We start from the raw sequence: 23021 nt of genomic DNA on the forward strand, positions 1-23021 counted from the left end.
AACCACAAACAAAAAAGCCCTCATACGAGGGCTTTAAAGTAAGAAGAATTATGCTTCGATTGTTTGAACAGTAATTTTCTTTGCAGGATCAGCTTTACGACGAACTGCTGGTACTGGTTCGCCATAGTATTGACGATCAGCAAAATAACTTGAACGTACCATTGGTGCAGCCCAAATATTTTTAAAGCCTAATTTTTGCCCATGTGCTGTATAGCGTTCGAACTCTTCAGGTGTGACGAAGCGATCAATTGGTGCATGTTCTTTTGATGGTTGTAAATATTGACCAATCGTTACGTAGTCAACATCGTGTGCTTTAAGGTCATCAAGAAGTGCGAGAACTTCTTCTTCAGTTTCGCCAATACCTACCATCAAGCCACATTTAGTTGGAATATCTGGGCAGTATTCTTTAAACATTTTAAGAAGGTTTAAGGAATGTTGATAGTCTGAACCTGGACGCATTGCTTTGTATAAACGTGGTACGGTTTCAATGTTGTGGTTAAACACATCTGGAGGACATTCCGTCATGATGCGTAATGCAACATCCATACGACCACGGAAATCAGGTACTAAAATTTCCAATAATGTATTAGGACTTAAAGCACGCGCTTCTTTAATACAATCAACAAAGTGTTGCGCTCCACCATCGAGTAGATCATCACGGTCTACAGATGTTATAACAGCGTATTTCAAACCTAAGTTTGCAATTGTCTCAGCCATGTGGCGTGGTTCATCTGGGTCTAATGCATTCGGACGACCATGTGCCACATCACAAAATGGGCAACGACGTGTACAAATGTCACCCATAATCATGAAAGTTGCTGTACCACCACCAAAACATTCAGGAAGATTTGGACATGCAGCTTCTTCACACACTGTATGTAATTTTTGTTCACGTAAAGTTGATTTAATGCGTTGAACCTCTTCTGGTGCAGCCATTTTGACGCGAATCCAGTCTGGTTTACGAGGTGCTTCAACCGTAGGAATCACTTTTACAGGAATACGTGCAACTTTCTCAGCGCCACGAAGTTTTTCACCCTGTACTGGTTTACGGTTTTCTGACATATTCAACGATTCCACTAATGTGTGACGGGAGGAAATATTAAAAATAGGTCTCTTATTATAGCGAATTTATGCATAAATTGGGCAAAAACGATATTCATAAAATAAATGTGGCTATCAAGCAATATATGGTATTGAAATACAGCAAATGTGTGCATTTTCAGTCATAATATAAGTTAGATAAATGAAGAGATAATTGTATAGGAGCATTGAATGCCGCGTAAGAAAGAGGTCGTGAGTGGAACCTTTGTCAAATATGATGCAGTCGTTTTAGGTTCAGGCCCTGCTGGTGAAGGTGCGGCAATGAAACTTGCCAAATCAGGCAAGCGCGTTGCAGTAGTTGATATGCGTGAACAACTTGGTGGTAACTGTACGCATGTAGGAACCATTCCAAGTAAAGCTTTACGTCAAACGGTTTCTAGCATTATCCGTTATCAACGTGATCCAATGTTCCAAAAAGTGGGTGATTGGAAACAATTCACCATGAAGCAAGTGCTTCGTAATGCGCATAAAGTGATCCAACAGCAAGTGGATACACACTCGCGTTTTTACGACCGTAACCGCATTGATATTTTCCACGGTCGTGCATATATCCAAGATCAAAATACGGTGGTGATTTTCACGCCTGAAGGTGTGAAAGAAACGATTATTTTTAAACAGTTGGTGATTGCGACAGGTAGTCGTCCATATCGTCCTTCAATTTTAGATTTCAATCACCCACGTGTGTTTGATTCTGACAAAATTTTAGATCTAGATTTTTCAATTCAAAAAATCATTATTTATGGCGCTGGTGTCATTGGCTGTGAATATGCATCTATCTTTATTGGCTTAGATCACAAAGTTGATTTGATTAATACTCAGCATAAATTACTGAGCTATTTAGATGACGAAATTGCTGATGCATTGTCATATCACTTACGTGAACAAGGTGTATTGATTCGCCACAATGAGCAGATTGATCACTTAGAAACATTTGATGATCATGTGGTGTTGCATCTTGAAAGTGGCAAGAAAATTAAAGCTGATGCAATTCTATGGTGTAATGGTCGATCTGGTAATACAGATGGTCTTGGCTTGGAAAATGTTGGCATCAAACCAAACAGTCGCGGACAACTATCAGTGAACGAGCAGTATCAAACTGAGGTTGAAAATATTTATGCTGCGGGTGACGTAATTGGTTGGCCGTCTCTAGCTTCAGCTGCATATGACCAAGGTCGTTGTGCTGGCGCGATTATGAGTGGTGAACAAGGTATCCAACCTGTGGTTGATATTCCTACTGGTATTTATACCATTCCAGAGATTTCATCAATTGGTAAAACTGAGCAGGAATTAACTGAAGAAAAAATTCCTTATGAAGTTGGTCAGGCGTCTTTCCGTCACCTTGCTCGTGCACAAATCACGGGTGATACAGTGGGTGAGTTAAAGATTTTATTCCATCGCGAAACCCTAGAAATTTTAGGTGTGCATTGCTTCGGTAATAATGCTTCTGAAATTATTCATATTGGTCAAGCCGTGATGAATAGTCCGAACAACACCATCAAGTATTTTGTTGAGACAACGTTTAACTACCCAACGATGGCTGAAGCTTATCGCGTAGCAACGTTAAACGGGATGAATCGCTTGTTCTAAGGCAACGTGATGACAAAAAACTCGCAAGTTCAGGCTTGCGAGTTTTTTTATTTTTGCATTTAAGTTTGATCTTTAAATTACAAAATACAATAAAGCTCCATAGCTAACAAAGCTCGCTACTAAAGAGATGATGACAGGAATTTTTGATCTCAGTAAAAGAATGACAATGCCGATAAAAATAAAATCATAAATTGAATGTAGATGTTTTTCAGCCATTTGAGCAATTAAACAGAGTAGTAATCCGATGACCGCTGCATTAATAGCAGCGACAGCTGCTGCAATCTTTTTGTTTTTGACCCATTTTGACCAGTAAGGGAGCGTGCCGAAAATAAGCAGAAATGAGGGCAGGAAAATTATACTGGTTGCAATTGCAGCGTTAAGTAAAGGCGATGCGGTAAATCCTAAATATGTGCCAACGTATCCTGCAAAGCTAAATAAAGGGCCTGGAATAACTTGAGCAAATGCATAGCCTAAGTCAAATTGTTCCGCAGTGATGTGTTGAGTAAGCACAAAATCTTCATACATGAGTGGCAGGATGATATGACCGCCCCCAAAAACCATTGAAGCAGTGTGATAAAAGCTTTCTAGATTTCTAAGCAAGCTTGATGAATAGATAAATTGCAGCGCAGGAAAAATAATAAATAAAGTGACAAACAGGATGAGCCAGAGATAATGATACTTTTGATATGCCTGAGTGGTTTTGATGTGCGGTGATGGCTGAGATTTTCCTTTTTTTGTAAATGCTAAGCCAATGAATCCAGCCACTAAAATTAAGAAAATTTGACTATAGCTCCACTGCGCAAAATAAATAAAAAAAGCAGAACTCAGCATCAGGACATACTGCCAAATTTCAGTACAGAAGCTTTTAAACATTTGTAAAAAAGCCCAAATGACGACGGCTATTACAATCAAATGGATGACGTGAAAGAGTTCAAGAGGTATATCGGAAAAAAAATATTGACCAAAAATAGCAAATGAGGTCATTAGAATGAAGGCAGGTAATGTAAATCCTAACCAAGCAATAAAGCCTCCCCAATATCCTTTGGATAAATATCCTATCGATAGCCCCACTTGACTACTGGTCGGACCTGGCAACAATTGTGCTAATGCGACCAATTGTCCATATTCATGAGAGCTTAGCCATTTGAGCCGATCAACAAAAGTGCGATTAAATAATACCAAATGCGCTGCAGGACCACCAAATGAAATACATCCTAATTTAAGAAAAATAAAAAATAGTGCTGATAAGCTAACTTTAGTAAAATTATCTGATTTCATTTAGTAATCGTACGTTGTTTTTGAACTAAGTCTAATAGGCGATTATGACAAGTATTTGAAAGGAATGAAGGAGTGATGAGGGGTAAGCCTTATCTTGAAAATGATAAGGCTTGTGGATGTTAAATTAAGCAAAATTTCCATTTCTGAAATCATCAAATGCTTGCACGATTTCTTCCTGAGTATTCATGACGAAAGGACCGTGGGCAACAATGGGTTCATTCAATGGTTCACCACTTAAGCAAAGAATTTTCGCCGTACGATGAGCAAATATTTCGACCTGTGTTGATTTTGGGTCAAGATAAAGCGTTTGTATGGCTGTATAGATCTGACCATCAATCTCAACCTCTCCATCAAGGATGAAAATCAGATGATTCCAGTTTGGCATAAGATTTAATGGAAGGCGTGCTCCATGATTAAGTCTAATGTCATAAACATTCATGTTGCTAAATGTTTGAGCTGGTCCTTGATAAACAGTTGAGCCGATTTGATATTGACCAGCAATAACACGAATCTTGGTTTGCTCATCGTGAGATAAAACTTCAGGAATATTTTGCTCAGTCAATTCCTGATATCTCGGCTCAGTCATCTTGGCATGCTCTGGTAGATTTACCCAAAGTTGAACCATATCCAAAACTCCGCCAGTTTTTGCAAAAGCTTCCGAATGGTGTTCTTCATGCAGAATACCTTTACCTGCGGTCATCCATTGCACTTCGTTTGGACCAATTTTGCCATGATTGCCTTTTGAGTCACGATGCTCTAATTCGCCGTCATAGACAATCGTCACCGTTTCAAAACCACGGTGGGGGTGTAAACCAACACCGCGTTGGTGGTGACTTGGAGAAAATCGATATTGACCTGTATAACCCATTACCAAGAATGGGCTGGTATGATTTCCTATTTCATGCATGGGTAACATGGAGTTTGTTGGAAAACCATCACCCACCCATGTGCTTCGATCGCTGGTATAGACTTTCTGAACTTGTGTCATTTGTATTCCTCTATATATCGTTCTAATCATGATATTGAGGTATATTGATGAGATTACAGGGCGATTCTCTCAACAGATAATTCCAAAAATGAAACAATTATGCAAAATTTAAATGATTACTACTATTTTGTGCAAGTCGTTAAATATCAAGGTTTTACTAAGGCAAGTGAAGCTTTAGGTATTACAAAATCTAAGTTGTCTCGTCATATTTCAGATTTGGAAAACCGTTTACACGTAAGATTATTGCAACGAAATACACGAAAGTTAGCCGTAACCGCAGTTGGTCAAGAATTTTTTGAATATTGTATTAAGATTTTGGATCAAGTGGAGGCGGCAGAAAATTTTGTAGAGCAAAGTTTGTCGAGCGAGCCTTCAGGTTTAATTCGAATCTCGTGTCCAATTGGTTTGGTTGAGTTTCCGTTGGGTAATATGATTGCTAAATTCATGCAACATTACCCACGTGTTCAAGTTCATTTGGTCGCAACAAATCGTAAAATTGATCTCATAGAAGAGGGGATTGATTTGGCTGTGAGGGTGAGAAATTTACCACTTGAAGATAGCGACTTGATTGTACGAGAGCTTGATGCTTGGCAACATGTGTTAGTGGCAACGCCTGAATTAATTCAACAGATTCATGAGCCTATCCATTTGGATAACCTTGCACAACTTCCGAGTATAGGTTTTCATGTCCCGAAATCGATTTGGAGATTTCAATCTAAAGTTGACACAGTTAATCAGTTTCAAGAAATAGAATTCTTTCCAAGACTCAAAACTGATAATTTTGCCGCCATGAAATCTGCAGTGTTGAACAGTGTTGGAATAGCATCATTACCTAGAGTGTTTGTATATGAAGAGCTTAATCAAGGCACTCTTGTAGAATTAGTCCCTGAATGGGAGTTGCCACGTGGCGTTATTCATGTTGCCTATACATCACGACAAGGCATGATGCCTGCCGTGAGATGTTTATTAGATTATTTGATTGAGGAATTTAAAAAACTGAGCTGTCAAAACCATGAAATTATATGAATTAATGTGCGCAAAAAGCTTGATTAAAATATGTAAATAAATCAGGAGTGTTCATCCACAAAGTAATCGATAGACTAAGCAGAAGGATGACTCCGATGAATATGCTGATGTTGAGCAGATTGAAGCGATTAGTCATTGACGACATTCTCCTCATTAACAAATAAATGAATGAATACACCGAAGATACTGAGCGCAATACACATCATCCAAATAATATTGTAATTGCCTGTCATATCATGATTTAAGCCACCCAACCATCCTCCAAAAAATGAACCAACTTGGTGAGTGAAAAATACAATTCCACTTAGCATGGTGAGATATTTAACGCCAAACATATTGGCAACAATACCATTGGTAAGGGGGACGGTTGATAACCATAATAAACCCATAATGATGGCAAAACTATAAATCGTAAAGATCGAGAGTGGCAATGCGAGGAATAAAATGATGGCGATGCCACGTAGTCCATATAACCACATGAGCAATTTAGGTTTGGAATATTTATCACCCAGCCAACCAGCAGTGTAAGTTCCAACAATATTAAATAGCCCAACCAAGGCTAAAAACATAGTACCAGTGGTGGTGCTAAAACCATGGTCAGTTAAATAACCCGGCAAATGAATGCCCAAAAATACGACCTGAAATCCACAAACTAAAAATCCTAATGCCAACCAGATAAAAGGTTTGTGGTTTTTGGCAACTATGAGTATTTGTTTAAAACTTAAAGAAGGTTTAGTGATTGCATCAACTGCTTGAGGCGCTTGATACATTGGAGCTTTTAGCATCCAAGCCAAGGGTACAATTAATGCAATTAAAATCGCTGTGATGAGTAGCGCAGATGACCAACCAAAATTTTGTAAGAGTAAAAGTGTGGTTGGCAACATAATAAATTGACCAAAAGAGCCTGCTGCGCTGGCAATGCCCATAGCCATACTACGTCGACTTGGATGCGCTGCACGTCCGACAGCAGAGAGCAAAACAGAAAATGAAGTAGCTGATAAAGCCAGACCAATGATTAAACCTAGACTAAGATTGATGAGAAGCCCTGTTGAGCTAAATGCCATCATCACAAGTCCAATCGCATATAAAGCGCCGCCTACGGCAACGACTTTTTTACTCCCATATTTATCTGCTAGCGCTCCCGTAAAGGGTTGAACAGCACCCCATAATAAATTTTGAAAGGCAATTGCTAAACTGAAAACTTGATGATTCCAATTAAACTCATGACTCATTGGAACTAAATACAAGCCAAATCCATGTCTGACACCTAAGGAGAGTGCCAAAATAAAAGCACTCCCAATGAGCATAAAGATGAGGGGTTTTGAAAATTTGGTTTCTGACATGGTCAATCCGCTTAGCATTTTTTGTAATTTTAAAAGATCAGTAGCATCATGACGACAGAATAAAAATTTATCAATCAATAAAATTTAGTTATTAGAATGAATAAAGCGGCACTTGGCCGCTTTATGAAGACTGATGGAAATTAGAATCGATAACCAATACCGGCATATCCCAGAATCGGATTAATTTCGATATCTGATTTTGCATTGATTAATTCACCAAGTTCAGCATCGTTTACGGTAATTGTTGTTTCACCTTTAAGATGCGCATAGGAAATTGATCCGACTGCAAACCAACGATCATTGAAATCATAAGTAAAACCAGCAGTAGCTACAGGGGCGAAAGCATCTTTAGCTTCGAGTTTAACTTTAGGATTCGCAGTACTTTCAATTCCATCAAGTGCTTTCCCAGCTTCACCTAATTTGATGTTCGCAATTTTATGACCTGCAGCGACTAGATCAGCTTCAAGGTTGGAGTTCATTTCCAATTCATTGAAGTATGCATACATCAAACCAAGCCCTACATAAGGTCTAAATTTATTTACGCCTGTTTTACCAAAATGGTATTGGAATTCGAATGCTGGCGTCCATGCGCGAGCTTCTGCGACTTTACCGTGGGCTCCAAGATTTGTTACTTGGATATCTTGTTTGAGTGGAATATTGCCGCCAATAATACTCCCAGCATCTATATCTGCAATAATGATATTGACGTTTCCAGGATCTACTGAGCCTGTGAGAGGTGCTGATATATTCCCTTTACCTTTAATATCAACCTTAGGTGGAATTCCTGCTTTGACTTCTAAAGAAATATTATCTGTAAAGAAGTAATTAGTCATGATTCCGAGGGTAGTGACATCATCAGCTTCTAATCCTGTCCCTTGAGCAGTCCATGATGATAATCCATCAATTTCGGCAGTGCCACCAACTGATGGCTTAAGATATTTTACGCCATCGATTTCATCAAGGATTAATGGGCTAACAAGACCTGAGTTTATAAGTGTCTCTAATTTACGTTTTTTATCAACACCATCTGCTGTCGAAGTATCAATAGCACCTAGTACAGAAGATGTTGAAATTCGTCCAACTTCAGACTTGGTACCCTCTGGTACAGCGGTGTTAATATTAATCGGTTGAGCTTTACCCTGAGGCATTACATGTAATGCACCCACTGAAACCGAAAAACGTTTAAAGCCATCGCCATCTTTTAAACTAAAATAAGGTGAATCTGCATAACTGAAGACTGGAAAACTTAACGCGCTGATAGATGCAACTAAGTAAGCTAGTTTTTTTTTCATTATGGAACTCCATGTCCAAAACTGTAAATAAAGAGTGATTATTTTTGTATTTTTATTATCAAATTTATTTTTAGACACATTGTAGTAATAATTTGCCAATTATGTTTGGTTTTTGTTTGATTACAAAAAAAAGAGGCAATTGCCTCTTTTCTTACTCTATGCGTTAGAAACGCATGCCAACCCCAGCATAGCCCAATATCGGGTTAATCTCGATATCAGCTTTTGAGTTGATTAACTCTTGTCCAGTATTTTCATTGACGACTGTGATCTTCGTTTCATTCTGCAAGTGAGCGTAACTAATAGATGCTACTGCATACCATGTATCATTAAAGTCGTAGGTGAATCCAACTGTAGCTATAGGTGCAAAAACATCAGTTGCTTCTAAATTAACTTTCATTTTTCCATTGGTATCTTTCTTATCGAGTGCTGCACCAGCATTTTGATTAATAATATTTTGGATCATATGCCCAGCGGCGACTAAATCTTTTTCAATACCTGGATCCATTTTTAGCTCATTAAAATAAGCGTACATTAATCCAACGCCAATGTAAGGGCGGAATTTATTAATCCCGGTCTCACCAAAACGATATTGTAATTCAAAAGCAGGGGTCCATGCTCTAGCTTCAGCAGCTTTTGAAGATTGTTCTAGATTAGTAATATGAATATTATTTTTGAGGTCTAAGTTCCCCGCAATTCCACCTAACGGTGCTGCAGTAGCTGAGAAGGGGGCTTTAATATTTCCAATACCTTTGATATCCACTTTAGGTGGAATTCCACCTTTTATTTCCACAGACAAATTATCTGTAAAGTGATAACTACTCATGATGCCAACTGTTGTAACTTTATCAGCCTCCAAGCCAGTATTCGGATTATCCCATTCAGCTAATCCATTAATATAGGATTTTCCACTAATAGCCCCTGAGACATTGCCTTGAAAAGCAGAAATTAATTTAACAATACCTTCTACTAAATAATTTGGTTTACGATCTGGGTCAAGGTTATCGATTACCGTTGAAGCATTAATATCCCCAACTTTTGATTCATAATTGTCATTTATGACTGTTTTGACATTAAAAGGTTGGGCCTTACCTTGCGGCATTACATGTAATGCACCCACTGAAATTGAAAAACGCTTAAACCCCTCATCAGAAAGGCTGAAATATCCTGACTCCGCATAACTCAGAGTAGATAAGAATGAACTTGCGAATAATGTAGGAACTAAAAACTTCTTCATTGTTTGAAGGACTCCATGTCCAATTTTTAGTTCATTTTATATTCATTAAATCATCTAAATGCAAAGCAGTTTGTTCACTTGAAATCAAATTTATTATCCTAATTTACAATTGTTAAATTATTGAAAAATATGATATAAGTTAGATTTTAAAATGTATACTAATTGTCTTATTTTTCCTTTGTTAGTGATGGATTGGGCATATTGGGGTGTGGCTTCAATATGCCTCAAGTGTTTTAGAAGCGATAGCCTACACCAGCATAACCAATAATCGGGTTTACTTCTAAATCAACTTCCGATGAAAATAATGTTCCAAGTTTATCATCGTTGACTTCAATCGTGGTTTTACCTGTTAGGTGTGCATAACTAATAGAGGCTACTGCAAACCAGTTTTGATTGAAGTCGTAAGTAAACCCAAGCGTGGCTATTGGCGCAAAACTCAATTCGGACTCAAGTTTAACCTTGGGATTTGCTGTACTTTTTTTACCTTTAATTAATGCATCGCCACCGCGTCCATTTTTCATATTGGCAATCATGTGACCTGAATCAATTAAGTCTTTTTCAAGGCTTGGATTCAATTCTAATTCATTGAAGTATGCGACCATAAGTCCAAGCCCAACATAGGGTCTAAATTTATTGATCCCAGTCTGTCCAAAATGGTACTGCAATTCCCACATTGGAGTCCATGCACGTGCTGTCGCAATAGAATTTCCATGACTTTCAAGATCTGTAATTGGCAGATCATTCTTAAGATAGATTGTTGGTAAAGGTATACCTAAAAGTGTTGAATTTGCTTCGGCTGTAAATGGTGCTGTAATCTTACCTTTACCTTGAATATCTACTTTTGGGGGGAACCCAGCTTTACTCTCGAATGAGATCTTATCGTTGAAATGGTAATTGATCATGATGCCAAGTGTTGTAACATCATCTGCAGTCATTCCAGAACCATCCATACTCCAACTTTCAATGCCGCTTACAGTTGAAGTTCCACTTTGACTGGCTGGATAAGTATCACTAAAAGCATCAACGATCTTCAAAAGCGCTTGCATACTTTGATTTTCTTTTTCTTTATCAGGATCTAAGTTCTCAAAAACTGTAGAAAGCGTAATATCACCATTTTTTGCAACTTCACCATTTTTTACTGCTGTACGAATTTTAGGTGCCTTGGCTTTACCTTGAGGCATAACATGTAATGGTCCGACTGAAATTGAATATCGTTTAAACCCTTCAGTTTCATCCAGATTAAAAAATGATGATTCTGCATAAATAGTTGTAGATGCAAAAACAATAGGTACGACCATGCACCAGAATGCTTTTTTCGTCATTTTGGACTCCCTGTCCGATTTTGTTGCTAGTTGTTGTTTTACATTCTTTAAGCGTTATATAAACATAAAATGAATCAGTTTGAAAAGCGTTTTTACTCATTTTTGTGATAAAAAATTTTTAAAAATCATGAATTTAAATTTTAAAAATCCAACATTTGTTAGGTTTGTTTGTTAATTTATTTCTTATTGAGAGACTTAGCAAAATAAAAAGTCAGATCAATTTAAATTGGTCTGACTTTTTTAACTTTATTAATTAACTAAAATTATTGAAATCGGGATAAATCCTCTTCAGGGCGAGCAGTTAATACCTCGACACCTGTTTTAGTGACTAAAACAGTATGTTCATATTGCGCAGATAATTTATGATCTTTCGTTACAACTGTCCATTTATCACCAAGAAGTTTAGTTTGCCATACACCAGCATTGACCATTGGTTCAATTGTAAATGTCATACCTTCTTCTAAAACCATGCCTGAATTTGGTTGACCGTAATGAAGCACTTGAGGTTCATCATGGAAAACAGTGCCAATACCATGACCACAATATTCACGAACGACACTGAAACGCTCTGACTCAACATATTTTTGAATCGCATGACCAATATCACCGATCGTCGAACCAGGTTTTACCGTAGCAATACCACGATACATTGCTTCTTGTGCAACTTTGCATAAGCGATCTGCAAGAATAGAAGTCTCGCCACCCACGAGGTACATCATGTTGGTATCACCATGAAATCCATCTTTAATCACTGTGACATCAATATTCAAGATGTCACCTTTCTTTAAGATTTTGTTTTCAGAGGGAATACCGTGGCAAACCACATGGTTTACTGATGTGCAAATCGTATGCTGGAATGCAGGACGGCCAGGCGCAGCACCATAGCCTAGGCAAGCAGGAATGGCATCTTGTTTATTCACAATATAATCATGACAAATCGTATCCAATTCTAGTGTACTCACACCAGGCTTGATATGCGGTTTGATCATATCCAAAACTTCTGCCGCTAGTCGTCCCGCCACACGCATCTTTTCGATATCTTCAGCAGATTTAATTAAACGACGTGGTGCTTCATAAGTACTGTTCATGATCTTTAAAAACTTTTGGAAATTTGTGTGTGACTATGGTATAAATAGCCGCCCAATTTATCAAATGCTTTTCGTGAATAGATTCACTTAATTGGATGATATGTTGGTTAATAAAATCCGCACATATGTCGACACATTACTCTGGGTGCCCGTAAGGGTGGAGAATGCGGACATATGGAGGCCTAACCCAAACTTTTAAGGTAAAGAAAATGGCAGATTACAACGTAAGCATGCGCGACCTTCTTCAAGCTGGTGCGCACTTCGGTCACCAAACTCGCTTCTGGAACCCAAAAATGCGTCAATACATTTTTGGTGCGCGTAACAAAATTCACATCATCAACCTTGAGCACACTGTTCCTGCGTTAAATGATGCATTGAACTTTGTTAACAACCTAGCAAGCAAAAAGAACAAAGTATTGTTCGTTGGTACTAAACGTGCTGCTTCTAACATCATCCGTGAACAAGCTCAACGTGCTGGTCAACCATATGTAGATCACCGTTGGTTAGGTGGTATGTTGACGAACTGGAAAACTCTTCGTCAATCAATCAACCGTCTTAAAGATCTTCAAACTCAGTCTACTGACGGTACTTTCGCTAAGCTTACTAAACGTGAAGCTTTAGAGCGTACTCGTGAAATGGAAAAACTTGAACGTGCTCTTGGCGGTGTTAAGAACATGGGTGGTTTACCTGACGCATTGTTCATCATCGACGTTGACCACGAAGCGATTGCAATCAAAGAAGCTAAGAACCTTGGTATTCCAGTAATCGGTATCGTTGATACTAACTCTAACCCAGATAACGTTGATTTCGTTATTCCTGGTAACGATGATGCGATCCGCGCTGTAACTCTTTACGCTACTGCGATGGCTGATGCGATTATTGCTGGTAAAGAATACGCTCAAACTCAAGCTAATGCGCAAGCTAAAGGCGAAGAAGCTGCTAAAGAAGCTCCTGAGGCTTAATGCGATTTGATGCGGATTTGTCATTTTTGCGACACGTAATCGTGGCATCTTAAGCATCAATCAAGCAAAACGGCCCAGATGATTAATTTGGGCCGTTTTTGTTAACAGATACATATCTCGACCGAATTTAGGAGAATAACATGACTGCTATTACTGCAAGCATGGTTAAAGAGTTGCGTGATCGTACTGGTCTAGCAATGATGGAATGTAAAAAAGCGTTGACAGAAGCTGGTGGCGATATCGAGTTAGCGATCGACAACCTTCGTAAATCTGGTCAAGCAAAAGCTGCTAAAAAAGCAGGTAACATTGCTGCTGATGGCGCGATTACAATTGCTCAAGAAGGCAATAAAGCAATTCTTTTAGAAGTAAACTGTCAGACTGACTTCGTTGCTAAAGACGAAAACTTTGCTGGTTTCTCTGCGAAAGTTGCTGCTGCTGCGCTTGCTGCGAATGTAACTGATGCTGCTCAAATTGCTGAATTGAAACTTGAAGATGGTGCAACTGTAGAAGAAGCTCGTATTGCGCTTGTTCAAAAAATCGGTGAAAACATTCAAGTTCGTCGTGCTCAAATCGTTGAAGGTGAAAACCTTGCAGTTTACAAACACGGTTTAAAAATCGGTGTTGTAGTTTCATTTGCTGGTGATGCTGCTACTGGTAAAGGTATCGCAATGCACGTTGCTGCGTTCAACCCAGTTGCTGTAAATGCTGAAGGTGTTTCTGCTGAGTTAATCGCTAAAGAGAAAGAAATTGCTGAAGCAAAAGCAATTGAATCTGGTAAACCAGCGAATATCGTTGAAAAAATGGTAACTGGTTCAGTTGAAAAATACTTAAATGAAGTTGTTCTTGAGCGTCAAATGTACGTTATCGACAACGACAAGAAAGTTGCTGATGTTCTTAAGTCTACAGGTACAACTGTTGCTCAATTCGTACGTTTCGAAGTGGGTGAAGGTATTGAGAAAAAAGCTGAACTTTCTTTCGCTGAAGAAGTTGCTGCTGCTCAAGCTGCTGCAAAATAATTGAATCAATTATTTTGAAAAAGAAAAAGCCCTTTAAGGGCTTTTTCTTTTTTTTGATGAGTCTAAATGATATAAACTTTAGGATGAAATAAAAATATAACTTAGAGATCAATATGTCTCAGAAATCAAAAATGAGTATTGTTGCGTTAATTGCAGTGTTGGTCGCAGCATATTTCGGTGTCGATTTAAAACAGGATTTAAAACAGAGTAATGAGCACGCACTAAATCCTACAGATGCAAGTACTCAATATAATGATGCTAACGAACGAGAACTATCCTCTGCGGATAATGATGATGCCGCAAAAATAGCGACACTTTTTCAAAAAAAGATGAGTGATGTGCAAGTTAGGGCTTCTGGAGAAGTTGTTGCAATATTAAATGATGATAATGAAGGATCTAGACATCAGAAATTTATTTTAAAACTTAATCATGGTCAGACAGTTTTGGTAGCTCATAATATAGATTTGGCACCACGTGTTGAGAATATTCAAAAAGGGGATATCGTCGAGTTCTATGGTGAATATGAATATACCGACAAGGGTGGTGTAATTCATTGGACTCACCATGATCCTAAAAAACTGCATATTGATGGTTGGTTAAAGCATCAGGGTCGAAGTTATCAATAATTTTTATAAAAATAAATATATGAGATGAGCAATTTCATTCTAGATTTAAAATGCAGGCGTGATAGTTTTTATGCAATTTTATAGGCGTAATATCCAGAAAAAAGATGCAAGAGTCTGCTAATTATCTTCATTTCAAAGAATTGGGCGGATTGGAATTATTAAAAGCTCAATTTCAACGTAAGCAATTTTCAAAACATGCTCATGAGGGCTATTGTATTGGTGTCATTGAAGATGGGGCACAAAGTTTTTACCGCTCTGGAAAGCTTCATATCGCACCTAAAGGCGATATTATTCTGGTGAATGCTGATGAAATACATACTGGTTCATCCGCTGTGGAAACTGGTTGGAAATATCGAGCAATTTACCCAACACCTGAAATGATATTAGATCTGAGTCGAGATTTTTTTACAACCAAGAATGCAGTCCCATGGTTCTCGGATGCAGTGATTCATGATTTGGGTTTGGCGAGGCAACTAGTATTTTTATTCGATTTATTTGAGCAGGGCGAGGATACTTTGCTTAAAGAAAGCCTCTATTTGACGACATTGGCCAGATTGATCTATTGCTATGGGCGGGCGAAATTGAGTCCAATCAACACACCAGAAATGAGAAAAAAGTTGAACTAATAAAAGAACTTATGAGTAGTTTTCCTGAACATGATTATTCTCTACACGAGTTGTCTGCATATGTAGATACAAGCCCATGGCATTTATTACGTGAATTTAAAAAACATACGGGATTGCCTCCACATAGTTGGCTTGTTCAAAGAAGAATTCAAAAAGCTAAACAATTGCTTAAGCAGGGGGTGCGAATAACTGAGGTTGCACAACTCACTGGATTTTCTGATCAGAGTCATTTAAATCGACATTTTAAAAGTGCAATAGGTGTAACGCCTAGACAATATCTTTTGAACTATTAATTTTCCTTAAATTTGCGCCGCAATATTATTCAAGATCAATCATTACTCATCAGATGATAATAATCGATAAGTGAATCAGATTAAGATGTATTGATGAAAAAGATGAGTGATACAAAAAAGAATTTTATACATGGTATGCTGAGTATTATGCCGTTGGCAATTGCAGTCATGCCATGGGGGGTATTGGCTGGCTCTTTGGCGATACAGACTGGATTGAATGCGATACAAGCTTTTGCAATGTCATTGTTTATGTTTGCTGGTGCTGCACAATTAGTGAGCTTAGGATTGGTTTCGGGGCAGGCTTCGCTGATGACAATCTATCTGACGATATTTTTTCTGACGAGTCAGCATTTAATTTACGCGCTTAATTTTCGAAATGATGTTAGTAAATTTCCACTATTTAAACGTATTGTATTTGGCTTTCTGCTGACGGATGAATTATTTGCGGTTGGAGTAAAAAATAAATCACAACGATCATTCGCATATTTATTTGGAGCAGGACTTTGTTTTTATATTTTTTGGCTGATATTTAGTTTATTTGGGATTGTGCTTGCTCACTTCATTCCTAATTTATCAAATTTGCATCTTGATTTCTCAGTCGTTGCACTGCTTATATTAATTATAGTGCCAATGATAAAAAATCTTACAATACTTGTTGGTGTTGTGATTACCATAATTTTTTCTTTAATTTTAGAAGCTTACCAAGTAAATGCAGCGTTAATTATTTCTGGTCTATGTGGAATGTTTGCCAGTGTGATAGTTGAAAAATGGCAAACAACAGAAGGGGATTAAAAATGAGCTGGATGCTTTTGCTGGGGTTGTCGATCATGATCTTTATTAATCGATATTTATTCTTGGAGCCAAGGGTAAATGTGCCACTTCCTAGAATTTTGAAAAAGATGTTGAAATATTCTGCGCCATGTTTGTTGACTGCAATATGTGTACCGATTGTGTTTTATGAAGCAGCAGAATTAAGGGTTATGTCGAGTAATCACTATTTATGGGCAGCAATATTTTGTGTACTGCTTGCGCTAATAAGTCAAAAAGTTATCAGTAATTTAGTTTTTACTTTACTGTTTTTCTATCTCATAAATTACTTAATTAGAGCATGAACATCGGGCTAAATTAAATTCTAATTTAACCCGTGCTGTATTTGCTAATTTAAGCACTGATTTGGCGTGATTTCCAATTGGGTAGTATCTTATCTAGGTAAGCATCCATACACCATAGAGGGCCAATCAGAAGGAATTGGAGGTCTTTAAAGAAAGATGGCTTTTTCCCTTCAATTTTGTGCCCGTAAAATTGACCTATCCAAGCTAAAACGAACAGAGCAATATAGAATCCTTTCCCGAATGGAAGAATAATAATAAGCCAAGACATGACCAATAATAACGCTGCCATTGCAACCGAGAGTACAAGATCTAATCTTGCATAAAAAATGAGTGTTAACACCAGTAAAAGGGTAGTCAGTAATGCGCTGAAATGAGCGAGTATGCCAATGATCGAGAATAGAATCGTGGGTACGCAAATCCAGTGTAATGTTTTATTGGTTGGGTTTTGATGGCTATCACTATATTCATCTAACCATTCTGTAATTGTCTTCATCCTATTTCCTTCACTGATTATTTGAATTTTATTTATTCTATAAACTACAGTATGACATAAGATGATAAATCAAGATTCTTTTTTGTATATTGGTCACATCAAAAAAAATTAAAAATAATAAAGCCACTCAATGAGTGGCTTGTCGTTAAATGCTTCGCTGAATCATGAGAACCTAAGAATTTGGACCATCCACACGTTCGATGCTTACACGCGCAGTACCAGCATTGGTAATACCAAGAGATTTCGCAGCACCGTAAGATAAATCTACAACACGATTACCATGAAATGGGCCGCGATCATTTACTTTAACAACGACGCTTTTACCATTAGATTTATTCGTTACACGAATATAGCAATTAAGAGGTAGGCTACGATGCGCTGCAGTAAGTGCATTCATATCAAATGTTTCGCCACTTGCAGTTTTACGACCGTGAAATTGACGACCGTACCAAGAAGCAACACCAGTTTGGCTAAAACGACGAACAGTGTTTGAAGCAACATTATTAAGTTTGTCAATCACTGAAGGCTCTTCAACAGGTACTTGAATTTTCGCTGCGATTGTTTCACGACGAATTTTATCACCTGAACTTTCAGTAATTGCTAAACTGTTTAAATTCGAGAAGTGCGAATTGAAACTTGTAGAGTCTTTGCTAATCACACGTGAAGCAAGACTTGATTGGTCAACATCATTATTTAGATAAGATGATTGAACCAGTTCGGCATGAGTTTGAGACAAAGCTAAACTTATACCTAATATTGATAACATTTTCAGCGAAGCATGCATCGTTTAACTCCTTGGAACCCTAATTTAATTATCTAAGTTGCTGATAATTAAATTAAATGGTCTGTAAATTTACTTATGCAACTGCATTTAACGGTAGTGGATGATATTCATCCTGATACAAAAGTGTCTAGCTTTATTTTCACTTTAGTTACAAAAACGACAAATTATCACAAAATATGGTTAATAATTAATCAATAATGTAACAAAATATGTAAAATGTGCAAATAGTGAACTTAATCACAAAAATATTTATTGACTTTTGTGAAAACAAGTAGATTTATCTTTATCTACTCGCGATTTCAGTCCCTAAAAGCCACAGTGCTGTTGCATACATTCGACTACGGTTATAGGTCGTAATGACTTGAAAATTAGGATATGTAAGGTAATAAGCTGGTCCATAATTTTCTTGTAGTTGAATCACATTGACCATGTCTAAGTCATCTATTTTAACAATGGGATTGAGTGGGCTAATGCCTTGAACTTTTAATGCACCATATGGGGTAGGTTGTGTTAAGTCTTTGGCTATGATGGCATCCGCATTATTTCCTTGGTAGCGTGCGGCAAAAGCAATCGGTTGATCTCGTTGCCAACCATGTTGAGCAAGATAATTTGCAATAGAACCAATTGCATCTACAGCAGAGTTTCTGAGATCGATATGACCATTACCGTCATAATCCACACCAAATTTCGGAATATTGCTTGGCATAAATTGAGGATAGCCCACAGCACCAGCATAAGAGCCAACGACTGAATTAGCTGGAATGCCGTCCTTATAAGACCATGCAATCAAAGCGCTTAATTCGTCTTGAAAGTATTGTGCACGTCGTTCATATCCAAACCCTAAAGTGGCTAGTGCATCACGTGTGATGAATGAACCTTTATTTGCTCCAAAACCTGTCTCTACGCCGAGAATACCGAGAATGATGGACTGGGGAACACCGAACTGCTGTTCTGCTCGATTTAAAGTGTCTGCATATTGATTTTTAAAACGCACACCACGTTGAATTGTACTTTCTGCTAAAAAATTCTTTTTATATTCGTACCAAGGCTTGCTTTCTCCTGGGCGATTCATAATGTTGATAATATTTGGTAGGTTTTTTGATCCATTCATGGCCCAGTCAACTTGCTCAGCACTCAAACCATAGGTCTGCATCGTTTTTAGTTTAAAATTTTGATATTGAGGATGTTGAGCGAAGTCATTGGCTTGAACAAAACTTGTGATCATAAACGCACTGAGTGCTAAACCAATACGTTGTAATTTAACATTAAAATTTTCAAATAACATAACAGCAGAAGATCCAATTATTATCGGTGGTAGACGCAAAGGTATAAGTGTTGATAAGGATTAAAAGTTCAACATCATTTGATTAATCGCAATGTTTATTAAGATAACATTAGGTCGTGATGGATTCACAAAAACCTACATAAAAAGTGTAAAAATGGATGAATTATGTCTTTTATTTATTCAATATTGATGAACTATTTTTAAAACATAAAAAAACCTAGCAGAAGCTAGGTTTTTGATTAGTCTGATTTATTCTTGAATAAATAGCGTGTCATGATATTCAGCTGTAGCTAACAATTCTTCTTTAGTAAAGTTAGGAATGAGCTTATCGATCGCAATATGAACTGCTTTGATGACCGCTGAAGAAGCGATATCAGACGCCTTACGTTTAATCATACCCAAATCTAGGGTCTTATTAAAATCATTCATAAAGTGACGAACTGCAGCTTCACCGAATTGTTTGTATTGTTCAGACAGAACTGCACGATTGACATCATTGCCTGCACGTACTTCTGCAAAGCTATTTTTTAAGTTTGTTACTAAATCAGCGGGTAATGGAGCACCGACACGATAATTACCCTCTGGATCTTTGAATAAACTCTTTTCGGAGAATTCGATCGATTGTCTCACGACGTCATTTGGTGCTTTACCCAATAACTGTTTAAGCAGTACCGATACAGTCGATTTAATATAGCCAGCTAGCTTTTCAGCTGTTTCTCGTTTGTCACTTGCAGGGAAACGACGTACAAGTTCAACTAAAATAGCATCGATAATTTCATCATTAATAGCGAGTGCAGTTTGATCACGCAAAGGGTAAAGTGGTTCGTTTGAATTTTTTTTCTCAATTCCAGTTTGAATATTCTTTAACAAAGATTCAGATGGAATAAAACCAAAATAGGACATCGTATAACCTCAACTATTCTTCAATTTATTGTCGCGCCAATCGAATTGGGCTTGGCATCCATGCAAAGTCCGATACACGACAAGGGTTAATGTCTAAACCACCACGGCGTGTATAAGTCGCATATACCATCAACTTTTCAGGATTAAAGTTTTCCCAAATGTCTGCGTAGATTTGTTCAACGCATTGTTCGTGAAAGCCATTATGCTGACGATAGGAGATAATATAAGCTAAAATTGAACGATAACAAGGTTTTTTGCCACGATATCTTAAAAAAACTGTGCCCCAATCAGGCTGTCCTGTGACTGGGCAGTTACTTCTTAACAAATGCGAATATAATTGAATTTCAACGATTTCTTCGGAAGACGCTGCATCGAGTTTGAGTAAGCTCGCATCAGGGTGGTTTTCAAGACGTTCAGGCTCATAATGGTCGATGCATATTCCTTCAGGCTGGGCAATATTCAACTGATCAACATCGAATAATTCAAGTCTGACTTCTGCATTAGCAGCTTTAGCAAGATCACGCTCGACTGTCTCAATAAACTGATTTTGAGATTCAAATTGAGCAAAATTCAGACTATTGAAATATAGCTTAAGAGATTTTGACTCGATGAGATAAGGTGATGAAGCAGGAAGATGCATTCGACCAATCGCAACTTGAGGAATCCCTGACAGATTCAACCAAGAAATTTCAAAAATATGCCACCAATCTATTCCTTGTTGAATACCGTCTACATGTGCGTACTTCGCTCGTGCTTCTGCGCGAGCAATTGGAAATAGCACCTCAGGTTGGTATTCAGTTGGATAGTTGGTGTCTTTGCCTAAAAGAGATTGTTCAACGCTCATTATTCACGCATTCCTGAACCACGGGAGAGTAAGTGATAAGCGACCGCATATAGCACGGCGCAACACGCTGTGATTACTAATAAAGAAATAGATACATTTACATCGCTATGGCCAAGAATTCCATAACGGAATGCATTGACCATATATACGACAGGGTTAATCAAAGATAGATTTTGCCAAAATGGACTTAATGCAGAAATTGCATAGAACACCCCACCTAAATAGGTCAACGGAGTTAAAACAAAAGTGGGAATAATCGAAATATCATCAAATGACTTTGCATAGACCGCATTAATAAATCCACCTAATGCAAACAGTAGTGACGTAATCAGGACGGTATAAATTGTGACGAACCAGTTGGTAATATATAAGTCAGTAAAAAATAAACTCATCGCAGTCACAATGATAGCAACCAATAAGCCTCGAGCAACACCGCCAAGCACATAACCCCAAAGTACGGCATGTAAAGGCACTGGACTCATGATCAGTTCTTCAATACTTTTTTGAAATTTAGAACTAAAAAAGCTTGATGAAACGTTGGCATAACTATTAGTAATGACAGCCATCATAATTAGACCAGGTACAATGAACTGCATGTAGGTAAAGCCACCCATTTCCCCAATTCTTGAACCGACTAGATTTCCAAAAATCACAAAATACAGTGACATGGTAATTGCTGGTGGTAACAATGTTTGTGGCCAAATGCGCATAAATCTACGAATTTCCTTATGGATAATCGTATATAAAGCTACAGCGAGTTGGTTAAAATTCATTGCGCAGCTCCATCAAGATTCTTTTCGACCATTTTGACGAATAACTCTTCTAAACGATTTGATTTATTACGCATACTTCGAACTTGAATATTTTGTGATTCTAGAAGTTGGAAAAGATCATTCAAGCTGTGTGCTTTATCAAGCGTAATTTCTAGAGTCAGCGGATCAACCAAATTAAATTTCACACCAATAATGTCGAGTTGAATCGGTTCTATAGGTTCAGCCAAGTCAAAAATGAAAGATTCTTCATTTAATTGATTTAAGAAATTCTTCATGGTGGTGTCTTCTTTAATGACGCCACGATCAATAATTGCAATTTTGCGACACAGTACTTCTGCTTCTTCTAAATAATGTGTTGTGAGAATGATAGATGTACCTTTCTGATTCATTTCTGTTAAGAAGTCCCACATCGAGCGACGTAGTTCAATATCAACACCAGCAGTCGGTTCATCGAGAATTAACAGTTTCGGATCATGCATCATTGCTCGGGCAATCATAAGGCGGCGTTTCATTCCCCCAGATAGCATACGTGCTTGAGTAGAACGTTTTTCCCATAAACCTAATTTGGTCAGATGCTCCTCTGCACGAGTTTCAGCAACTTTTTTTGGAATGCCGTAATAACCTGCTTGTGTGACTAAAATATCGAAAGTCTTTTCAAATTGCGCAAAGTTAAACTCTTGAGGGACTACACCCAAGCATTGTTTAGCTTGTGAAGGATGTGTATCGAGGTTATGACCAAAAATTTCGACAGTTCCTGCAGTTTTTTTTGTAAGAGAGCTGATGATGCCAATAGTGGTTGATTTACCTGCACCATTAGGGCCTAGAAGTGCATAAAATTCACCTTCTGGAACATCTAAATTAATTCCTTTTAATGCTTGAAAACCATTTCGATAGGTCTTCGACAAATCCCTTAAGGTCAATGCATCAGTCATGAATATCTCGAATGGTGAAAAGTTGAGATATTGTGAGTGATCTTGAAAAATAAACCAAGCTTTGTAATCAGAATTCTCTGTTTTGATGTTGAAACGCTGTATAAAGCATGAGC

Annotated in this window: 22 protein-coding genes and 1 pseudogene; 8 read left to right on the forward strand and 15 right to left on the reverse strand. The window is 37.8% G+C overall.

What is annotated here, in order from left to right:
- Window positions 1-48: 48 nt before the first annotated feature.
- The gene (gene lipA, locus BMW42_RS00695; protein WP_035265671.1) at window positions 49-1062 is read right to left on the reverse strand and encodes a lipoyl synthase; all 1014 of its coding nucleotides are present in this window, start codon (window positions 1060-1062) and stop codon (window positions 49-51) included.
- 210 nt (window positions 1063-1272) lie between these two features.
- Between lipA and sthA the strand changes: the two genes are divergently transcribed.
- Entirely contained in the window at window positions 1273-2688 is a 1416-nt protein-coding gene (gene sthA, locus BMW42_RS00700; RefSeq protein ID WP_035265673.1) for a Si-specific NAD(P)(+) transhydrogenase, read from the forward strand.
- A gap of 72 nt (window positions 2689-2760) precedes the next feature.
- On the opposite strand, the gene chrA is transcribed toward sthA, so the two are convergent.
- Both chrA and BMW42_RS00710 read right to left on the reverse strand, forming a co-directional pair.
- A complete protein-coding gene (chrA, locus tag BMW42_RS00705) occupies window positions 2761-3966 on the reverse strand; it encodes a chromate efflux transporter (protein WP_092766021.1) in 1206 nt (401 codons plus the stop codon).
- Window positions 3967-4090: 124 nt separating this feature from the next.
- Window positions 4091-4954, reverse strand: a complete 864-nt coding sequence (locus tag BMW42_RS00710) for a pirin family protein (protein WP_092766022.1) — start codon at window positions 4952-4954, stop codon at window positions 4091-4093.
- Between the two features lie 99 nt (window positions 4955-5053).
- Between BMW42_RS00710 and BMW42_RS00715 the strand changes: the two genes are divergently transcribed.
- Window positions 5054-5980, forward strand: coding sequence for a LysR substrate-binding domain-containing protein (locus tag BMW42_RS00715; RefSeq protein WP_092766023.1), 927 nt, complete (start codon window positions 5054-5056; stop codon window positions 5978-5980).
- A 128-nt stretch (window positions 5981-6108) separates the two neighbouring features.
- On the opposite strand, the gene BMW42_RS00720 is transcribed toward BMW42_RS00715, so the two are convergent.
- From BMW42_RS00720 to map, 5 genes are all read right to left on the reverse strand, one after another.
- Window positions 6109-7323, reverse strand: a complete 1215-nt coding sequence (locus tag BMW42_RS00720) for an MFS transporter (protein ID WP_092766255.1) — start codon at window positions 7321-7323, stop codon at window positions 6109-6111.
- A 140-nt stretch (window positions 7324-7463) separates the two neighbouring features.
- The gene (locus BMW42_RS00725) at window positions 7464-8615 is read right to left on the reverse strand and encodes an OmpW/AlkL family protein (protein WP_092766024.1); all 1152 of its coding nucleotides are present in this window, start codon (window positions 8613-8615) and stop codon (window positions 7464-7466) included.
- Window positions 8616-8778: 163 nt separating this feature from the next.
- Window positions 8779-9849: an OmpW/AlkL family protein gene (locus BMW42_RS00730; RefSeq protein ID WP_092766025.1), complete on the reverse strand. Its 1071-nt coding sequence runs from the start codon at window positions 9847-9849 to the stop codon at window positions 8779-8781.
- Window positions 9850-10082: 233 nt separating this feature from the next.
- Window positions 10083-11171: an OmpW/AlkL family protein gene (locus BMW42_RS00735; protein WP_081403241.1), complete on the reverse strand. Its 1089-nt coding sequence runs from the start codon at window positions 11169-11171 to the stop codon at window positions 10083-10085.
- A 263-nt stretch (window positions 11172-11434) separates the two neighbouring features.
- Window positions 11435-12259: a type I methionyl aminopeptidase gene (gene map, locus BMW42_RS00740; protein WP_092766026.1), complete on the reverse strand. Its 825-nt coding sequence runs from the start codon at window positions 12257-12259 to the stop codon at window positions 11435-11437.
- A gap of 209 nt (window positions 12260-12468) precedes the next feature.
- Here map and rpsB point away from each other — a divergent pair, with 209 nt between their 5' ends.
- The 6 genes and pseudogenes from rpsB to BMW42_RS00770 all read left to right on the forward strand — a co-directional run bounded on the left by rpsB (window position 12469) and on the right by BMW42_RS00770 (window position 16894).
- The gene (rpsB, locus tag BMW42_RS00745; RefSeq protein WP_035265684.1) at window positions 12469-13221 is read left to right on the forward strand and encodes a 30S ribosomal protein S2; all 753 of its coding nucleotides are present in this window, start codon (window positions 12469-12471) and stop codon (window positions 13219-13221) included.
- 140 nt (window positions 13222-13361) lie between these two features.
- The gene (gene tsf / locus BMW42_RS00750; RefSeq protein ID WP_035265686.1) at window positions 13362-14237 is read left to right on the forward strand and encodes a translation elongation factor Ts; all 876 of its coding nucleotides are present in this window, start codon (window positions 13362-13364) and stop codon (window positions 14235-14237) included.
- Between the two features lie 113 nt (window positions 14238-14350).
- Window positions 14351-14863 carry a DUF3465 domain-containing protein gene (locus BMW42_RS00755; RefSeq protein WP_092766027.1) on the forward strand — a complete coding sequence of 171 codons (513 nt, stop codon included), beginning with the start codon at window positions 14351-14353 and terminating at the stop codon, window positions 14861-14863.
- A 104-nt stretch (window positions 14864-14967) separates the two neighbouring features.
- Window positions 14968-15782: pseudogene (locus BMW42_RS00760) on the forward strand (AraC family transcriptional regulator).
- Window positions 15783-15875: 93 nt separating this feature from the next.
- Window positions 15876-16574 (forward strand): AzlC family ABC transporter permease, encoded by a 699-nt coding sequence (locus tag BMW42_RS00765; RefSeq protein ID WP_213032597.1) that lies wholly within the window; start codon window positions 15876-15878, stop codon window positions 16572-16574.
- Between the two features lie 2 nt (window positions 16575-16576).
- The gene (locus tag BMW42_RS00770) at window positions 16577-16894 is read left to right on the forward strand and encodes an AzlD domain-containing protein (RefSeq protein WP_092766028.1); all 318 of its coding nucleotides are present in this window, start codon (window positions 16577-16579) and stop codon (window positions 16892-16894) included.
- Window positions 16895-16943: 49 nt separating this feature from the next.
- Here the strand turns inward: BMW42_RS00770 and BMW42_RS00775 are convergent, their stop codons facing one another.
- From BMW42_RS00775 to BMW42_RS00805, 7 genes are all read right to left on the reverse strand, one after another.
- Entirely contained in the window at window positions 16944-17387 is a 444-nt protein-coding gene (locus BMW42_RS00775) for an Mpo1 family 2-hydroxy fatty acid dioxygenase (RefSeq protein ID WP_092766029.1), read from the reverse strand.
- A gap of 172 nt (window positions 17388-17559) precedes the next feature.
- A complete protein-coding gene (locus BMW42_RS00780; protein WP_035265690.1) occupies window positions 17560-18171 on the reverse strand; it encodes a septal ring lytic transglycosylase RlpA family protein in 612 nt (203 codons plus the stop codon).
- Window positions 18172-18454: 283 nt separating this feature from the next.
- A complete protein-coding gene (gene mltB / locus BMW42_RS00785; RefSeq protein ID WP_416224309.1) occupies window positions 18455-19396 on the reverse strand; it encodes a lytic murein transglycosylase B in 942 nt (313 codons plus the stop codon).
- 309 nt (window positions 19397-19705) lie between these two features.
- A complete protein-coding gene (locus BMW42_RS00790; protein ID WP_092766031.1) occupies window positions 19706-20359 on the reverse strand; it encodes a hypothetical protein in 654 nt (217 codons plus the stop codon).
- Window positions 20360-20384: 25 nt separating this feature from the next.
- A complete protein-coding gene (gene queF, locus BMW42_RS00795) occupies window positions 20385-21203 on the reverse strand; it encodes an NADPH-dependent 7-cyano-7-deazaguanine reductase QueF (RefSeq protein ID WP_092766032.1) in 819 nt (272 codons plus the stop codon).
- The gene (locus BMW42_RS00800) at window positions 21203-21976 is read right to left on the reverse strand and encodes an ABC transporter permease (RefSeq protein WP_092766033.1); all 774 of its coding nucleotides are present in this window, start codon (window positions 21974-21976) and stop codon (window positions 21203-21205) included. Before BMW42_RS00800 ends, queF begins: the two co-directional genes overlap by 1 nt.
- Window positions 21973-22908 carry an ABC transporter ATP-binding protein gene (locus tag BMW42_RS00805; RefSeq protein ID WP_092766034.1) on the reverse strand — a complete coding sequence of 312 codons (936 nt, stop codon included), beginning with the start codon at window positions 22906-22908 and terminating at the stop codon, window positions 21973-21975. The genes BMW42_RS00800 and BMW42_RS00805 overlap by 4 nt, the downstream gene beginning before the upstream one ends.
- Between the last annotated feature and the right edge of the window lie 113 nt (window positions 22909-23021).

This window comes from Acinetobacter sp. DSM 11652 (assembly GCF_900109815.1).
GTDB lineage: Bacteria > Pseudomonadota > Gammaproteobacteria > Pseudomonadales > Moraxellaceae > Acinetobacter.

What these genes read in the sequence shown, in the direction of transcription:
- lipA (WP_035265671.1), bottom strand. Translation starts at nt 1,062, where the DNA reads ATGTCAGAAAACCGTAAACCAGTACAGGGTGAAAAACTTCGTGGCGCT.
- sthA (WP_035265673.1), top strand. Translation starts at nt 1,273, where the DNA reads ATGCCGCGTAAGAAAGAGGTCGTGAGTGGAACCTTTGTCAAATATGAT.
- chrA (WP_092766021.1), bottom strand. Translation starts at nt 3,966, where the DNA reads ATGAAATCAGATAATTTTACTAAAGTTAGCTTATCAGCACTATTTTTT.
- BMW42_RS00710 (WP_092766022.1), bottom strand. Translation starts at nt 4,954, where the DNA reads ATGACACAAGTTCAGAAAGTCTATACCAGCGATCGAAGCACATGGGTG.
- BMW42_RS00715 (WP_092766023.1), top strand. Translation starts at nt 5,054, where the DNA reads ATGCAAAATTTAAATGATTACTACTATTTTGTGCAAGTCGTTAAATAT.
- BMW42_RS00720 (WP_092766255.1), bottom strand. Translation starts at nt 7,323, where the DNA reads ATGTCAGAAACCAAATTTTCAAAACCCCTCATCTTTATGCTCATTGGG.
- BMW42_RS00725 (WP_092766024.1), bottom strand. Translation starts at nt 8,615, where the DNA reads ATGAAAAAAAAACTAGCTTACTTAGTTGCATCTATCAGCGCGTTAAGT.
- BMW42_RS00730 (WP_092766025.1), bottom strand. Translation starts at nt 9,849, where the DNA reads ATGAAGAAGTTTTTAGTTCCTACATTATTCGCAAGTTCATTCTTATCT.
- BMW42_RS00735 (WP_081403241.1), bottom strand. Translation starts at nt 11,171, where the DNA reads ATGACGAAAAAAGCATTCTGGTGCATGGTCGTACCTATTGTTTTTGCA.
- map (WP_092766026.1), bottom strand. Translation starts at nt 12,259, where the DNA reads ATGAACAGTACTTATGAAGCACCACGTCGTTTAATTAAATCTGCTGAA.
- rpsB (WP_035265684.1), top strand. Translation starts at nt 12,469, where the DNA reads ATGGCAGATTACAACGTAAGCATGCGCGACCTTCTTCAAGCTGGTGCG.
- tsf (WP_035265686.1), top strand. Translation starts at nt 13,362, where the DNA reads ATGACTGCTATTACTGCAAGCATGGTTAAAGAGTTGCGTGATCGTACT.
- BMW42_RS00755 (WP_092766027.1), top strand. Translation starts at nt 14,351, where the DNA reads ATGTCTCAGAAATCAAAAATGAGTATTGTTGCGTTAATTGCAGTGTTG.
- BMW42_RS00765 (WP_213032597.1), top strand. Translation starts at nt 15,876, where the DNA reads ATGAAAAAGATGAGTGATACAAAAAAGAATTTTATACATGGTATGCTG.
- BMW42_RS00770 (WP_092766028.1), top strand. Translation starts at nt 16,577, where the DNA reads ATGAGCTGGATGCTTTTGCTGGGGTTGTCGATCATGATCTTTATTAAT.
- BMW42_RS00775 (WP_092766029.1), bottom strand. Translation starts at nt 17,387, where the DNA reads ATGAAGACAATTACAGAATGGTTAGATGAATATAGTGATAGCCATCAA.
- BMW42_RS00780 (WP_035265690.1), bottom strand. Translation starts at nt 18,171, where the DNA reads ATGCATGCTTCGCTGAAAATGTTATCAATATTAGGTATAAGTTTAGCT.
- mltB (WP_416224309.1), bottom strand. Translation starts at nt 19,396, where the DNA reads ATGATCACAAGTTTTGTTCAAGCCAATGACTTCGCTCAACATCCTCAA.
- BMW42_RS00790 (WP_092766031.1), bottom strand. Translation starts at nt 20,359, where the DNA reads ATGTCCTATTTTGGTTTTATTCCATCTGAATCTTTGTTAAAGAATATT.
- queF (WP_092766032.1), bottom strand. Translation starts at nt 21,203, where the DNA reads ATGAGCGTTGAACAATCTCTTTTAGGCAAAGACACCAACTATCCAACT.
- BMW42_RS00800 (WP_092766033.1), bottom strand. Translation starts at nt 21,976, where the DNA reads ATGAATTTTAACCAACTCGCTGTAGCTTTATATACGATTATCCATAAG.
- BMW42_RS00805 (WP_092766034.1), bottom strand. Translation starts at nt 22,908, where the DNA reads ATGACTGATGCATTGACCTTAAGGGATTTGTCGAAGACCTATCGAAAT.